At 72.4% G+C, this 13842-nt stretch carries 10 protein-coding genes; 8 read left to right on the top strand and 2 right to left on the bottom strand.

All coding sequences use genetic code 11. The features are described from left to right. Positions 1–120 precede the first annotated feature (120 nt). Complete coding sequence (locus ACZ5T9_RS07345; protein WP_464832436.1) at positions 121–855, bottom strand: TetR/AcrR family transcriptional regulator; 735 nt, start codon at positions 853–855, stop codon at positions 121–123. A gap of 373 nt (positions 856–1228) precedes the next feature. Beyond that, positions 1229–2440 (bottom strand): NADH-quinone oxidoreductase subunit D, encoded by a 1212-nt coding sequence (locus ACZ5T9_RS07340; protein WP_464832435.1) that lies wholly within the window; start codon positions 2438–2440, stop codon positions 1229–1231. Between the two features lie 322 nt (positions 2441–2762). Between ACZ5T9_RS07340 and ACZ5T9_RS07335 the strand changes: the two genes are divergently transcribed. The 8 genes from ACZ5T9_RS07335 (at position 2763) to ACZ5T9_RS07300 (ending at position 13716) form a co-directional block, all read left to right on the top strand. Next, the gene (locus ACZ5T9_RS07335) at positions 2763–3395 is read left to right on the top strand and encodes a DNA-3-methyladenine glycosylase (protein ID WP_006903835.1); all 633 of its coding nucleotides are present in this window, start codon (positions 2763–2765) and stop codon (positions 3393–3395) included. 316 nt (positions 3396–3711) lie between these two features. Beyond that, a complete protein-coding gene (locus ACZ5T9_RS07330; protein WP_464832434.1) occupies positions 3712–4788 on the top strand; it encodes a BMP family lipoprotein in 1077 nt (358 codons plus the stop codon). A gap of 141 nt (positions 4789–4929) precedes the next feature. Beyond that, positions 4930–6459, top strand: coding sequence for an ABC transporter ATP-binding protein (locus tag ACZ5T9_RS07325; protein ID WP_006903833.1), 1530 nt, complete (start codon positions 4930–4932; stop codon positions 6457–6459). Next, a complete protein-coding gene (locus ACZ5T9_RS07320; protein WP_464832432.1) occupies positions 6456–7700 on the top strand; it encodes an ABC transporter permease in 1245 nt (414 codons plus the stop codon). Before ACZ5T9_RS07325 ends, ACZ5T9_RS07320 begins: the two co-directional genes overlap by 4 nt. Beyond that, positions 7687–8601 (top strand): ABC transporter permease, encoded by a 915-nt coding sequence (locus ACZ5T9_RS07315; RefSeq protein ID WP_006903831.1) that lies wholly within the window; start codon positions 7687–7689, stop codon positions 8599–8601. Before ACZ5T9_RS07320 ends, ACZ5T9_RS07315 begins: the two co-directional genes overlap by 14 nt. 368 nt (positions 8602–8969) lie before the next feature. Then, positions 8970–10721 (top strand): ABC transporter ATP-binding protein, encoded by a 1752-nt coding sequence (locus ACZ5T9_RS07310; protein WP_464832431.1) that lies wholly within the window; start codon positions 8970–8972, stop codon positions 10719–10721. Between the two features lie 118 nt (positions 10722–10839). Continuing rightward, positions 10840–13023, top strand: a complete 2184-nt coding sequence (locus tag ACZ5T9_RS07305; RefSeq protein WP_464832430.1) for an ABC transporter ATP-binding protein — start codon at positions 10840–10842, stop codon at positions 13021–13023. Positions 13024–13041: 18 nt separating this feature from the next. Continuing rightward, the gene (locus ACZ5T9_RS07300) at positions 13042–13716 is read left to right on the top strand and encodes a TIGR00725 family protein (protein WP_464832429.1); all 675 of its coding nucleotides are present in this window, start codon (positions 13042–13044) and stop codon (positions 13714–13716) included. Positions 13717–13842 lie beyond the last annotated feature (126 nt).

Genomic DNA, 13842 nt, shown 5'->3' with positions numbered 1-13842 from the left:
GCCCGGCGCGAAAGCGGTGTTCGGGCTGCGCTTGCGGTTGAGGTCCGGTCTGGGATCCAGGTTGCGGCCCCGCCTCCGGCCCAGGCTGGGGCGCGGTGTACAACTGGGGAAGCGCGTGGATCACGGCCCTCCGCTCTCCTTTCCCTTGGCCTGCGTACCTTCCGGGCCTTCAGAAGACGGCGGCGGACCCTGGCGGTTCGGGTCCGGCGGTGGGGGTGGCGGAACCGGACCCGGGCCGGCAGCGGGCCATGATCCGCCCGCCCGGCCGGCCGGCTCCTCCCGGAGGCCGGCTCCCGCCAGGTAGGTGTCGACGGCGGCCAGCAGGTGGGGCAGGAGTCCCGGCGGCGCCCCGCTGTGGTACCAGGCGGCCAGGCGGGCCAGGGCGATGCCCTCGATGTCCAGGGCCAGTTCTTCCGGCGGGCGGGAGTCTTGAAGCTCGCCCCGCGCCTGGCCGCGGGCACAGAGGTCGGTGACCAGGCGGTGGAGCAAGCGCGATGCCGGCTCGTCCGCCCCGCGGCGCAGGTTCTCGATGCACCAAAGCCAGATCACGTCCGGGTGGACCTGTTGCGTCCACTCCACCAGCCGGGACAGCAGGTGGTGCAGGGCGGCGCGCAGCGGCATCGCGCCCGCGGCCTCCAGCTCGCGGCGCAGCGCTTCCAGGCGGGGCGGCAGAGCCGCCAGGGCCAGGTCTTCCTTGGTGGCGAAGTAGTTGTAGAACGTGCCCTTGGCGACGCCGGCGGCGCTGGCGATCTGGTCCACCGTGGTGGCAGCGAAGCCCTCGCGCGCCAGAAGGCGCATCCCTTCTCGGATGAGGGCCTGGCGCACCGCCTCCCGCTGGGCCTGGCGCAGGTTCACCTCCCGGCCACCTCCGGCGGCTGTGATGACCATGGTCATAGTGTGACCGCGGTCACAACCATCGTGCCCAGCGTAGGCAGGGCAGGCACCCGTTGTCAAGGGCAGGCGGGCCGGGAGGCCAGCATGGCCAAGCTGCAGGGAAGGCCAGCGAGATGCCACGACGCGCGAGGCGGGTCCGGCCGGCAGGGTGGTGGGCCGCATGCACCGGGGCGCCGGCGGGCCGGTGGGCCTGCGGCCAGGCGGGCCGGCGGGCCCCAGCCCTCGAGGCGGCGGCGCGGGGGCGGGGCCGGGGCCTCCGGTTGCAGTTACCACCGCGCCCTCCAGGTCCTGCGGGTGGGCGCAGGACCCCGCGCCGCAGCCTGGTGCCCCTGGTCTAGCGGTCCACTTCGCACAGGACGATGTCGATGCTGCCGATGATGGCCGTCATGTCGGCCACCAGATGGCCGCGGGCCATGAGGGGGAGCAGCTGCAGGTGCACGAAGCAGGGCGAGCGCCAGTGGGCGCGATACGGCATGACGTCGCCCCCCGCCACCAGGTAGAGGCCGATGACGCCCCGGGGCGATTCGATCTCGTGGTAGATCTCCCCCGTGGGGCGGAGAGCCCGGGGCAGCTTGGCCATCACCGGCCCCCCGGGCAGCCGGCGCAGGGCCTCCCGGGCCAGGCGCACGCTCTCCAGGATCTCCTGGATCCGGACCTGGTTGCGCGCCCACACGTCGCCGCCTTCGGCCACCACGGGGCGAAAGCCCAGCTCCCGGTAGGGTACGCCCTGGTCCGAGGCCCGCAGGTCCCGCGGCACGCCGCAGCCCCGCAGCACAGGACCGCTGGCCTGCCAGGACACCGCCTGCCGGGGCGCCAGGACGCCGATGCCGCGGGTGCGGCGGACGTACATCTCGTTGTCGAACAGGAGCTGGACGTACTCCGGCCAGGCCTCCCTCTCCATGTGGTCGAGCCAGGCCAGGGCCCGCTCGACCCAACCGTCGGGGGTATCGTTGCGGAGCCCGCCGATGCGCATGAACTGGGGGAAGAGCCGGCCGCCCGAAAGCTCCTGGACCAGCATGTAGTACATCTCCCGGTCCCGCCAGGCGAACAAAAAGGGCGTCACCGCGCCCAGGTCCAGGCCCATGGTGCCCGCCCAGAGCACATGGCTGGCGATCCGCTCCATCTCGCACAGGGCCAGCCGCAGCCACCGGGCCCGCTCGGGCACCTCCACGCCCAGCAGCCGCTCGATGGCCTCGCAGATCAGCCGCTCGTTATGGAAGGGTGCGATGTAGTCGTTGCGGTCCGCAAAGGGGACGTTCATGGCGTAGGTGCGGTACTCGGCCTGCTTCTCCCAGTTGCGGTGCATGAAGCCGATGTCCGGTTCGGCATGGACGATGGTCTCGCCCTCCAGGGTCAGCACCACCCGCAGCACGCCGTGGGTGCTGGGGTGCTGGGGCCCCATGCTGAGGACCATGTGCTGGCCCTCGTCGTCCAGGTAGCGCAGCTCCACGCGGGCGTCGCCGCGCGGATCGGGCAGCGACGCCGTGTAGGCCGGGTCCCGCTCCAGCAGCGGGCTGCCCGCCCGGCCCGGCACCTTGTCCGCCATGGCGCCCCCGCCTCCTTTGCCGGGCCCCGGCCCGCCGCCCGCCTGGCAGCGCGGGCGGGCCGGCAGGTCCCACTGGGCCGGCCGGTTCCACCCCCCTAACCTGCCCTGACCTGCCACCCCTTATCCGCCCCCGACCCGCCCGGGTGGATCCCGGCTCGCCTCCGGCCGCGCCGGCCGCCGCTCGGCCGCCGGCTGCGCTACACTGTTGTCCATGGACGAGCGGCACGGCGTGCCTTCCAACCAGCGTTCAGCGCGAGGCTCGCCCCAGGGCATCCAGGGCGCCGGGAACGTCCCGGCCGGGGGACCCCGGGAGGCGGGCGGCGTGGACGCGATCCCCCTGGGTCCCGTGGTGGAGGCCTCCTTCTACCGCCGGCCTGCGGCCGAGCTGGCACCGGCCCTTCTCGGCCTTGAGCTGGTGCACGAAACGCCGGAAGGCCTGGCCAGCGGCATCATCGTGGAGACCGAGGCCTACCAGGGACCGGAAGACCGGGGCGCCCACTCCTTCGGCGGCCGCCGCACGGCCCGCACGGAGGTGATGTTCGGCCCTGCCGGCCATGCCTACGTGTTTTCCATTTACGGCATGCACCACTGCTTCAACGTGGTGGCCGCCGAGCCCGGCAAGCCGCAGGCCGTCCTGGTGCGCGCCCTGGAACCCCGGCGCGGCCTGGCCCTCATGGCCCGCCGCCGCTGCGCCGGCGGGGACCGGCTCGCGCGGCCCGGCGTCCTCACGGGCGGACCCGGCCGGCTCTGCCAGGCATTGGGCATCACCCGCGGGCAGTACGGCCTGCCCCTCTTCGATCCGGCCTCTCCCCTGCGGATACACTACCCTCGCCCGCCCTTCACGGTGGCGGCCGTGGCGCGCGGGCCAAGGATCAACATCGACTACGCGGGCGAGTGGAAGGACGTGCCCTGGCGGTTCTGGGTGGCCGGCAACCCCCACGTGTCCCGCCCGTAACCGGGTTCAAGGGGTCGGGCCCGGCGCCGGGGGCATGGGGGCCACCCTTCCGCCCGTCCCCGGCGGGGACGGGCCGCGGAGGACGGGGGCCGTCCTTTTCCTTCCGCCCCCACTTCTGTGACGGATCACCGCTCGGGGCTGTCATGGGGCGCCAGCCGTCGTATTCTCCGCCACACGCCCCAGAATGTTCTGGCGTGCGCGAACGGCATGGTGGCAGGAGTTTGGTTCGGCGCGGGGAACACGTCCATGGTTTGCGGCTTCGACATCCTTCGCGGAGCCGCGCGTCAGCATCAAAGCCTTCGACGGGGGGTTTTCTATGCGCGGGCGAGCCCGAGGCCGGACGCTAGGCCTGGCCCTCATGGTGGCGGGATCCCTCATCCTCTCCGCGTGCGGCGGGGGTGGAGGCGGCTCCCAGGACCAGGGTGGCAACGCCGGCGGCGGCGGCCAGGAAACCAAGGTGCGCGTCGGCCTGGTGTACGACGTGGGCGGCCGGGGAGACCAGTCGTTCAACGACATGGCCTACGCCGGCCTGGAAAAGGCGATCCAGGAGTTCGGCGACAAGGTCGAGGCCCAGGACGCCGAACCCGACGCCGGCGGCCAGAACCGGGAAGACCTGCTGCGGACTTTTGCAGACCAGGGCTATGACCTGGTGATCGGCGTCGGCTTCCTCTTCACCGATGCCATCACCGCCGTGGCGAAGGAATATCCGGAGGTCAAGTTCGCCATCGTCGACTCCTGCCCGGAGGAGCCCCTGGACAACGTGGCCTGCCTGACCTTCAAGGAACATGAAGGCTCCTTCCTGGTCGGCGCGGCCGCGGCCCTGAAGACCCAGACCGGCACCATCGGCTTTGTGGGCGGCATGAAGACGCCTCTGATCGAGCGGTTCGAGGCCGGCTACCGGGCCGGTGCCAAGTACATCAACCCCGACATCAAGGTCCTGTCCGACTACGCCGGCACCACCGGCGAAGCGTTCAACAATCCCACCAAGGGCCGCGAGCTGGCCCTGGCCCAGATCCAGCAGGGCGCCGACGTGATCTACCACGCGGCCGGCGGCACCGGCAAGGGCGTGTTCGAGGCCGTCAAGCAGCAGGGCAAGCTGGCCATCGGCGTCGACGCCGACCAGTCGCTGACGGCGCCGGACTACGCCGACGTGATCCTGACCTCCATGGTGAAGCGGGTCGACGTGGCCGTCTACGACGTCATCCGCTCCGTGGTGGAAGACAACTTCAAGGCCGGCCTCCACGCCTACGGCCTGAAGGAAGACGGCGTCGGCTACGCCGTCAACGACAAGAACCGCTCCCTGATCGAGGACATCACCGCCCAGCTGGACGAGCTCAAGGAGAAGATCATCAGCGGCGAGATTCAGGTGCCCGAGACGCCGGGCGACGTGTGAGCCGCGCGGCCGCTGCAGGCGTGCCGGGCACAGCGCGCTGCGGCCGGGGCAGGGAACCTCTGGCCGGATTCCACCGCAGGGGACGGCACGGGGCCGTCCCCTGCCCGTGCCCGGCGGCAGCGGCGCAGGGAGGTGCCGGTCGTGCCCGACGCGGAGTGGATGCTGGAGGTCCGCCACATCACCAAGCGCTTTCCGGGCCTGGTGGCCAACGACGACATCAGCTTTGCCGTCCGCCGCGGTGAGATCCACGCCATCGTAGGCGAAAACGGCGCCGGCAAGTCGACCCTGATGAAGATCCTGGCCGGGCTGTACGAGCCCGATGCCGGGGAGGTGCGCCTGGAGGGGCGGCCGGTACGCCTGCGCGGCCCGCGCCACGCGGCCCAGCTGGGCATCGGCATGGTCCACCAGCACTTCATGCTGGTGCCGCGCTTCACCGTGACGGAGAACGTGGTGCTCGGCAGCGAGCCGGGATCCGCGGCCCGGCTGGACCTGGCGGCCGCCCGGGCCCGGGTGGCCGAGCTCGCCCGCCGCTACCATCTGGACGTGGACCCCGATGCCCGGGTAGCCGGGCTTTCCGTGGGCCAGCAGCAGCGGGTGGAGATCCTCAAGGTGCTCTACCGGGGCGCCCAGCTGCTCATCCTTGACGAGCCCACGGCGGTGCTGGTGCCCCAGGAGGTGGAGGAGCTCTTCCGCCACCTCAGGGAGCTGCGCCAGCAGGGGAAGACGGTGCTCTTCATCAGCCACAAGCTGGACGAGGTGCTGGCCATCGCCGACCGCATCACGGTGCTGCGCCGCGGCCGGGTGATCGGGACGGTGGAGGCCCGGGAAGCCACCAAGCCCCATCTGGCCGAGATGATGGTGGGGCGCCCGGTGCTCTTCCACCTGGACCGGCCCGCGCCGCCGCCGCAGCAAGAACCGGCACCCCTCCTCTCCCTGCAGGACGTGACCTGCGTCGAGGGGTCGCGCACCGTGCTTGAGGACATCCGCATCACGGTGTACCCCGGCGAGATCTACGCCATCGCCGGGGTGGAGGGCAACGGCCAGGCGGAGCTGGTCCAGGTGGTCACCGGACTGCGCCCGGTGACCCGCGGGCGGGTCGAGATCTTCGGCCGGGACGCCTCGGGGTGGAGCGTGGCCCGGCGCCGGGCCGAGGGTGTGGCGGTGATTCCCGAAGACCGCCACCGCCAGGCGCTGGTCTTGCCCATGACCCTGTGGGAGAACGCCATGCTGGGCAGCCACCGCGACCGCACCTGGCGCCGCGGCTGGTTCTACCACCCCCGCTCCATCCGGGAGCGGGTCGCCCGGTACGTGGCCCGCTACGACGTGCGCACCCCTTCCCTCGACGTGCCCGCCGCCGCCCTCTCGGGGGGCAACCAGCAGAAGCTGATACTGGCCCGGGAGCTGGAACGGCAGCCCCGGCTGATCGTGGCGGCCCAGCCCACCCGCGGCCTGGACGTGGGTGCCATCGAGTTCGTCTGGGGGCAGTTGCTGGCCGCCCGGGCCCGCGGGCTGGGGATCCTCTTGATCTCGGCGGACCTGGAGGAGATCCTGGCCCTGGCCGATCGGGTGGGCGTGCTGGTGCGGGGCCGGCTGGCGGGCGAGCTCTCCCGGGAAGAGGCCACGGCCGAGCGGCTGGGCCGGCTCATGCTGGCGGGGGGTGAGACGGCATGAAGGTAGCCCGCACGCTGCTCTACGCCGCAGTCCCCGTGGTGGCCCTGGTGCTGGCGGGGCTCATCGGGGCCGTGGTGGTGCTGCTGACGGGCGGCCATCCCCTGGAAGTCCTCCAGGTGATGCTGACCTACAACCTCTCCAGCGCCGACAGCATCGCCGGCGTCCTGTCGCGCATGACCCCCCTGATCCTGTCGGGCCTGGCCGTCGCCCTGAGCTTCCGCGCCGGCCTGTTCAACATCGGGGTGGAAGGCCAGTACCTCATCGCCGCCTTCACCGCCTCCCTGGCCGGCATCCACCTGGCGGGCCTGCCGGCGGTGCTGCACCTGCCCCTGACCGTCCTGGCGGGCGTGGCCGGCGGGGCCCTGTGGGCCTGGCTGCCTGCGGAGCTCAAGGTGCGGCGCGGGGTGCACGAGGTCATCAGCACCATCATGCTGAACTTCATCGCCACGTCGCTGCTGCTCTGGCTGATCGGGGACGTCTTCCGCGACCCCAGCCAGGCGGGCACCACGCGCGTCCGCATGCCCGAGATCGCCGCCACGGCCCGCATCCCGCGCATCCACGGGCTGGCCGAGGCGCTGGGCATCCACCTGCGCCCGTCGGTGGCTCTGGACTGGTTCTTCCCCGTGGCCCTGGCCATGGCCCTGGTGGTCTACCTGCTCCTCTGGCGGACCCCCCTGGGCTTCGAATTGCGGTCCGTGGGACTCAACCCCGAGGCCGCCCGGGCGGCCGGGATCCCCGTGCCCGCCGTGCAGCGCCGGGCCCTCCTGCTCAGCGGCGCGCTGGCCGGCCTGGTCGGCATGTCGGACCTGCTGGGCTACTTCGGTTACCTGGACATCGACTTCCCGCGCGGTTACGGCTTCACGGGGATCGCCGTCGCCCTTTTGGGAGCGAACCACCCTGCGGGCATCGTGCTGGCGTCATTCCTCTTCGCGTTCCTGCAGCGGGGCGGCCTGGGCGTGCAGGCCCTGGCCGACGTGCCGCGCGAGGTCATCACGGTGATGGAAGGCGTCATCATCCTGACCATGCTGATCACCTCGGCCGTGGCGGGCCGCTGGCTGCGCCGCTGGGAGCGGGCTCGCATCCTGGCCGGCCAGGAACGGGGCGCCACCGGCGCGGGAGGAACCGGCTCCCCGGCCGCCGGCCCGCAGGCGGGGCGGCCCGGCGAAGCCCGGCCACGCTCCGGCGGTGAGGCCCAGGCGGCCGCCGCCACGGGAGAGGAGGGACACCATGCCGGCGCCTGACGCGTCGTCCCCGGCCCTGCTGGTGGCTCTGGTGGCCCTCATCGCCGCCACCCTGCGCCTGGCCCTGCCCGTGCTGATCACCAGCGTGGGCGCCACCTTCACCGAGCTGGGCGGCGTGGTGAACATCGGCCTCGAGGGCATGATGCTGTTCGGAGCCTTCTGCTCCGCCTGGGTGGGCATCACCGCCGGGCCGCTGGCCGGCATCGTGGCGGGCGCCCTGGCGGGCGCCGCCCTGGCCGTGGTGCACGCCGTGGCCGCCGTCCGCTTCCGCATCGACCACATCGTCAGCGGCGTGGCGATCAACCTGCTGGCCGCGGGCCTGGTGCGCATCGGCAGCTACCGGGCCTTCGGCACGGCCACCACGTCCCCCCGGGTCGAAGGGCTGCCGGCGCTGCCCGTACCCTACCTGGGGGACATCTCGCCGCTGGTCCCGGCGGGCCTGCTGTTGATCCTGCTGGTGTGGTACGTCCAGCAACGGACCCCCTTCGGCCTGCGCCTGAGGGCGTGCGGCGAGAACCCCCTGGCGGCCGACACCCTGGGGGTCAACGTGGAGGCCATGCGCATCACCGGCGTGGTGCTGAGCGGCCTGTTCGCCGGGCTGGCCGGATCCTATCTGGTGGTCGAGCTCAACCACGTGTACGTGGAGGGGATGACCCAGGGCCGGGGTTTCGTCGCCCTGGCCGCCATGATCTTCGGCAACTGGTCCCCGGTGGGCGCCGCCCTGGCCTCCCTTTTGTTCGGCGCCGCCGAGGCGCTCTCTATCCAGGCCAACGTGGCCATTCCCTACCAGTTCCTCGAGATGGTACCCTACGTGGTGACCCTGCTGGTGCTGGCCGGGGTGATGCGGCGGTCGACCCCGCCGGCGGCGGTGGGAACCCACTACAGCCGCGGCGAGGAGTAGGCCGGCCGCCGGCCCGGGCGGGCCGGCTCCCGTGCGATGCCTGCGGGGGCGCCGTCAAGGCGGGGCCCGCGGGCCGGCAGGATGCGGCACCGCCCGCGACAACCGGGGCACAACCGAGAACCATGCGCGCGAAGGGGACCGCCGCCGGCGGCCCCCTTCGCGCGAGACAGGGGGAGTACCCTGGGGGGTGGACCATCGCAGCCGATGGGCCCGGCCGGGACGACCGGCCCCGGCCGCTTACCGATAACCTTCGCAGGACCGCCGGGCAATGAGGGGGTCGCCGCCCCGAAAGGGTCCGGTTCCTGTGCTATACTCATAGCTTGCCGGAATTTTCGGGAGCCGGGAGAACGGGAAAGGATGGAGCCCCCTTGGGCAAGCGCATGACCTTCCTCCTTCGCCTCATCCGCCCCCACTGGCACCGCTATGCCCTGGGTGTGGGTGCCCTGCTGGCCACCGACGTCCTGCAGCTGGTGATTCCCCGGCTGGTGGGCCGCTTCACCGACGCCCTGGACCGCGGCGCCCTGGACATGGCGGGCGTCCTGCGCTACGCCGGGCTCATCGTCGGCCTGGCCATCGGCGTGGGAATCTTTCGCTATTTCTGGCGGATCTACGTGTTCGGGACCTCGTGGCGGATCGAGCGCGAGCTGCGGGAGCGCCTGTTCGGCCACCTGCTGGGCCTCTCCGCCAACTACTTCAATCATCACAAGACGGGCGACCTCATGGCCCACGCCACCAACGACCTCCAGGCGGTGCGAATGGCCGTGGGCCCCGGAGTGCTCATGCTGGCCGACTCGCTGATGATGAGCACCGGCACCCTGGCGGTGATGCTGCTGACCATCGACTGGCGGCTGACCCTGCTGGGCCTGGCCCCCCTGCCGCTGCTGGCCCTCTCCTCCTGGGGGCTGGGCCGGGCGATCCACGCCCGGTTCCGCCGGGTCCAGGACATCTTCAGCGACCTCACCGACCGGGTGCAGGAGAACCTCTCGGGCATCCGCGTGGTGAAAGCCTTCTCCCGCACCCAGGCGGAAGAACAGGCCTTCGAGCGGGTCAACCGGCGCTACCTGGAGGCCAACCTGCACCTCCACCGGGTGGATGCCGCCTTCGACCCCCTGATCGACTTCCTGGCCGGCCTGGGCTTCGTCATCGTGGTGGGTTACGGCGGGTCGCTGGTGCTGGACGGGATCATCAGCCTGGGCGACTTCGTCGCCTTCATCAGCTACCTGGGCATGCTGGTGTGGCCCATGCTGGCGGTGGGCTGGGTGGTCAACCTGCTGGAGCGCGGCGCCGCCTCCATGGAGCGGATCGATGCCATCCTGGCCGAGCGGCCCGAGATCACCGACGCTCCCCGGCCGGCCCCCGTGGAGCGCCTGGCCGGCCGCATCGAGATCCGCGGCCTCACCTTCCGGTACCGCCCCGAGCTGCCCCCGGCCCTGCAGGACCTGACGGTGACGGTCGAGCCCGGCCGCACCCTGGCTCTGATCGGGCGCACGGGCTCCGGCAAGACCACCCTGGCCAACCTGCTGGTCCGGGTCTACGACCCGCCCGCCGGCACGGTGTTCATCGACGGCGTCGACGTGCGCCAGATCCCGCTGGAGGTGCTGCGCCGGGACATCGGTTACGTGCCCCAGGATCACTTCCTTTTCTCGAAGACCATCGCGGAGAACATCGCCTTCGCCCCCGGCCAGTGGTCCCGGGAGGCCGTGGTGGCGGCGGCCCGCGACGCCCAGGTGGAAGAGGACATCCGCGGTTTTCCCCGGGGCTTCGACACGCCGGTGGGCGAGCGCGGGGTCACCCTCTCCGGCGGCCAGCGCCAGCGGATCAGCATCGCCCGGGCGCTGCTCAAGGACCCGCCGATCCTGATCCTGGACGACTGCCTCTCCGCCGTGGACAGCCAGACGGAGAGCCGCATCCTGCAGCGGCTGCGGGAGATCATGGCCCGCCGCACCACCATCCTGATCTCCCACCGGGTCTCGACGGTCCAGCACGCCGACGAGATCCTGGTGCTGGACGGCGGGCGGGTCATCGAACGGGGCACCCATCAGGAGCTGCTGGCCCGCCGCGGCGAGTACTACCGGCTCTACCGCCGCCAGCGGCTGGAGGAACAGATCGCCGCGGAGTGACGGCACCCGCCCCGGCGGCCTGCCGGCGCCTGGACCTGCGGCCGGTGCCGGGGCCAAAGCCGCGGGCAGGAGCCCGCCGCGGAGGGCATGGCAGCGAGAGAGGAGCCTTTGCGGCATCATGGAGGACTACCGGGAAGACGAGCATCTCGGCAAGATCTACGACGGTCGCCTGATGCGGCGCCTGCTGGGTTATGCGCGGCCGCACCTGGGGTGGATCCTGGTCAGCATCGGCCTGCTCCTTCTGGTGACGGCCGCCGACCTGGCGGGTCCGTTGCTCATCCGTACGGCCATCGACCACCACCTGCGGGCGGCCGACCGGCCGCGCATCGCCCTGGCCCCCGCGGCCCTGGAGCAGCTGCCCGAGGGCCTGCAGCGCGAGGCCGTGGCCTTCGAGGGCCGGTTCTTCCTGCGGGAAGACCGCCTGCCGGACGGCTTCCTGGGCCCCGCCCAGCGCGCCGCCGGCCGCTACCAGGTCCTGGAGGCCCAGGGCGGCCAGCACTACCTGGTCCAGGTCGGGGACGAACCGGTCACCGCACCGCCCGCCCGCCTCCAGGTAGCGGAGGCCGGCGGCCAGACGGTGATCCTCGCCCCCGCGGGGGCGGGAGACGGTCCAGGCGCGGCGCCCCGGGCCCTGCCGGCGCGGCTGCTCAGCCGGACGGAGCTGCACCAGTTCCGCCAGCCCGAACGGGCCGCCGTGGCCCGCATCGCCGGGCTCTACCTGGCGCTGGCGGCCACGGCCTTCCTGCTGGCCTACACCCAGGGCTACCTGCTGCACCGGACGGCCCAGCGGATCGTGGCCGAGATCCGCCGCCAGGTCTTCGGCCACCCGCAGCGGATGCACCTGGGCTACTTCGACCGCAACCCCGTGGGGCGGCTCGTCACCCGGGTCACCAACGACGTGGAGACCCTCAACGAGATGTACACCAGCGTGGTGGTCAACCTCTTCCGCGACCTGTTCGTGCTCTTGGGCATCGCCGGCATCATGCTGGCCTACAACGCCCGCCTGGCCCTGACCGCCTTTGCCGTGCTGCCCCTGGTGGTGGTGGCGGCGGCCGTGTTCCGCACCCAGGCGCGGGCGGCCTACCGCCAGGTGCGGGTGCGGCTGGCCCGGATCAACGCCTTCCTGTCCGAGAACATCTCGGGGATGCGGATCATCCAGGTCTTCCGCCGGGAGCGGGAGCAGTTCGCCGAGTTCGACCAGATCAACCGGTCCTACTTCCAGGCCACTATGCGCCAGGTCACCATCTTCGCCGTGTTCCGCCCGGTGATCGACTTCCTGTCGTCCCTGGCCCTGGCCCTGGTGGTGGCCTACGGCGGCGCCCAGGTGCTGGGCCGGCAGCTGGAGCTGGGCGTCCTGGTGGCCTTCATCCAGTACGTGCAGCGGTTCTTCCGGCCCATCACCGAGCTGGCCGAGAAGTTCAACATCCTCCAGTCCGCCATGGCCTCGGCGGAGCGCATCTTCGGGGTCCTGGACACGCCGCCGGCGGTGGTCGACCCCGCCCGTCCCCGGGTGCCGGCCCGGGTGCGGGGAGCCGTGGAGTTCGATCACGTCTGGTTCGCCTACCGGGACGAGGAGTGGGTGCTGCAGGACGTGTCCTTCCGGGTCGAACCCGGCGAGACGGTGGCCTTCGTCGGCCACACGGGCGCCGGCAAGACGTCGATCCTCAGCCTGATGGCCCGCTTCTACGACGTCCAGCGGGGCGCCGTGCGGGTGGACGGCATCGATGTGCGGGAATGGCCCCAGGAGGAGCTGCGCCGCCACATCGCCGTGGTCCAGCAGGACGTGTTCCTGTTCACCGGCACCATCCGCGACAACATCCGCCTCTGGAACCCGGCCATCTCCGACGCCGCCGTGGAGCGGGCCGCCCGGCTCACCAGGGCCGACGAGTTCATCCGGCGCCTGCCGCGGGGCTACGACGAGCCCGTGACGGAGCGGGGTTCGACCCTGTCGGCGGGCCAGCGCCAGCTGCTGGCCTTCGCCCGCGCCCTGGCGTACGATCCCACCATCCTGGTGCTGGACGAGGCCACGGCCAACATCGACACGGAGACGGAGCAGCTGATCCAGGAGGCGCTGCGGCAGCTGACCCGGGGCCGGACCACGCTGATCGTCGCCCACCGGCTCTCCACCATCCAGCACGCGGACCGCATCATCGTGCTGCACCGGGGACGCATCCGGGAGGTGGGCACCCACCGGGAGCTGCTGGCCCGGGGTGGCCTCTACCACCGCCTCTGGCTGCTGCAGCACGGCGAGCAGGAAGAACTGGCCGCCGGGGCCGAAGGGCGGGCCCGGCGCGACGCCTGACGGCAAGGAGGGTTGCCCGTGGATCACCCTGTGGAGTACCGGCAGGACGACCTGCCCGCCCACCTTGGAGGCATGCCCCCCGCCCAGCCGCCGCTGCGGGTGGCGGTGATCGGCGATTCGGGCGCCATCCCGGCGGACCTCCACCGGGCGGCGGTGGAGGCGGGGGCCGCCCTGGCCCGCCTGGGGGCGGTGGTGCTGAGCGGAGGGCGCGACGGGGTGATGGCCGCCGTGTCCCGGGGCGCCTGGGAAGCCGGGGGCCTGACGGTGGGCATCCTGCCGGGTGACGACCCCCGGGAGGGGAACGCCTGGCTGGCCGTTCCCCTGACCACGGGGCTCGGCATGGAGTGGCGGAGCCTGGTGCTGGTCCACAGCGCCGACGCCGTCCTCATGATGGGCGGCGGCAACGGCACCCTGGGCGAGCTGTCCGCTTCCTATCTTAACGGGCGTCCCGTGGTGGTCCTGGCCGGGACCGGCGGCTGGTCCGACCGGATCCGGACGGTGCTCACCGACGGCCGGTTCCTCGACCACCGCCGCACCATCCCGCTGGAGTTCGCCGCCACGCCGAAAGAGGCGGCCCGGCGCGCCGTGCAGCTGGCACGCCAGTTCCGCCAGCGGTACTTCCCCGGACCGGCCCGGTGGCGCGGCCTGGGCGAGGCCGGCGGCGGAGCGGGCGACGTGGTGGCGCCGGCCTGAGCACCCCGCCGGAGCATCCGGGCGGGGCCGCCTGCAGCGCCCGCGCCACCGCCCCCCTCGCCCCTTATCCCCTGCGCCGCGGCTCCGCCCCCGGCCCGCGTCCAGGACGGCCCGGCTGCTCCGGCC

The sequence above is a fragment of the Thermaerobacter nagasakiensis genome, assembly GCF_055396825.1.
This window is presented reverse-complemented; position numbering and strand designations above follow the sequence as displayed.

Coding starts and splice junctions, on each gene's coding strand:
- ACZ5T9_RS07340 (WP_464832435.1), bottom strand. CDS start 2,440: ATGGCGGACAAGGTGCCGGGCCGGGCGGGCAGCCCGCTGCTGGAGCGG.
- ACZ5T9_RS07330 (WP_464832434.1), top strand. CDS start 3,712: ATGCGCGGGCGAGCCCGAGGCCGGACGCTAGGCCTGGCCCTCATGGTG.
- ACZ5T9_RS07320 (WP_464832432.1), top strand. CDS start 6,456: ATGAAGGTAGCCCGCACGCTGCTCTACGCCGCAGTCCCCGTGGTGGCC.
- ACZ5T9_RS07315 (WP_006903831.1), top strand. CDS start 7,687: ATGCCGGCGCCTGACGCGTCGTCCCCGGCCCTGCTGGTGGCTCTGGTG.
- ACZ5T9_RS07305 (WP_464832430.1), top strand. CDS start 10,840: ATGGAGGACTACCGGGAAGACGAGCATCTCGGCAAGATCTACGACGGT.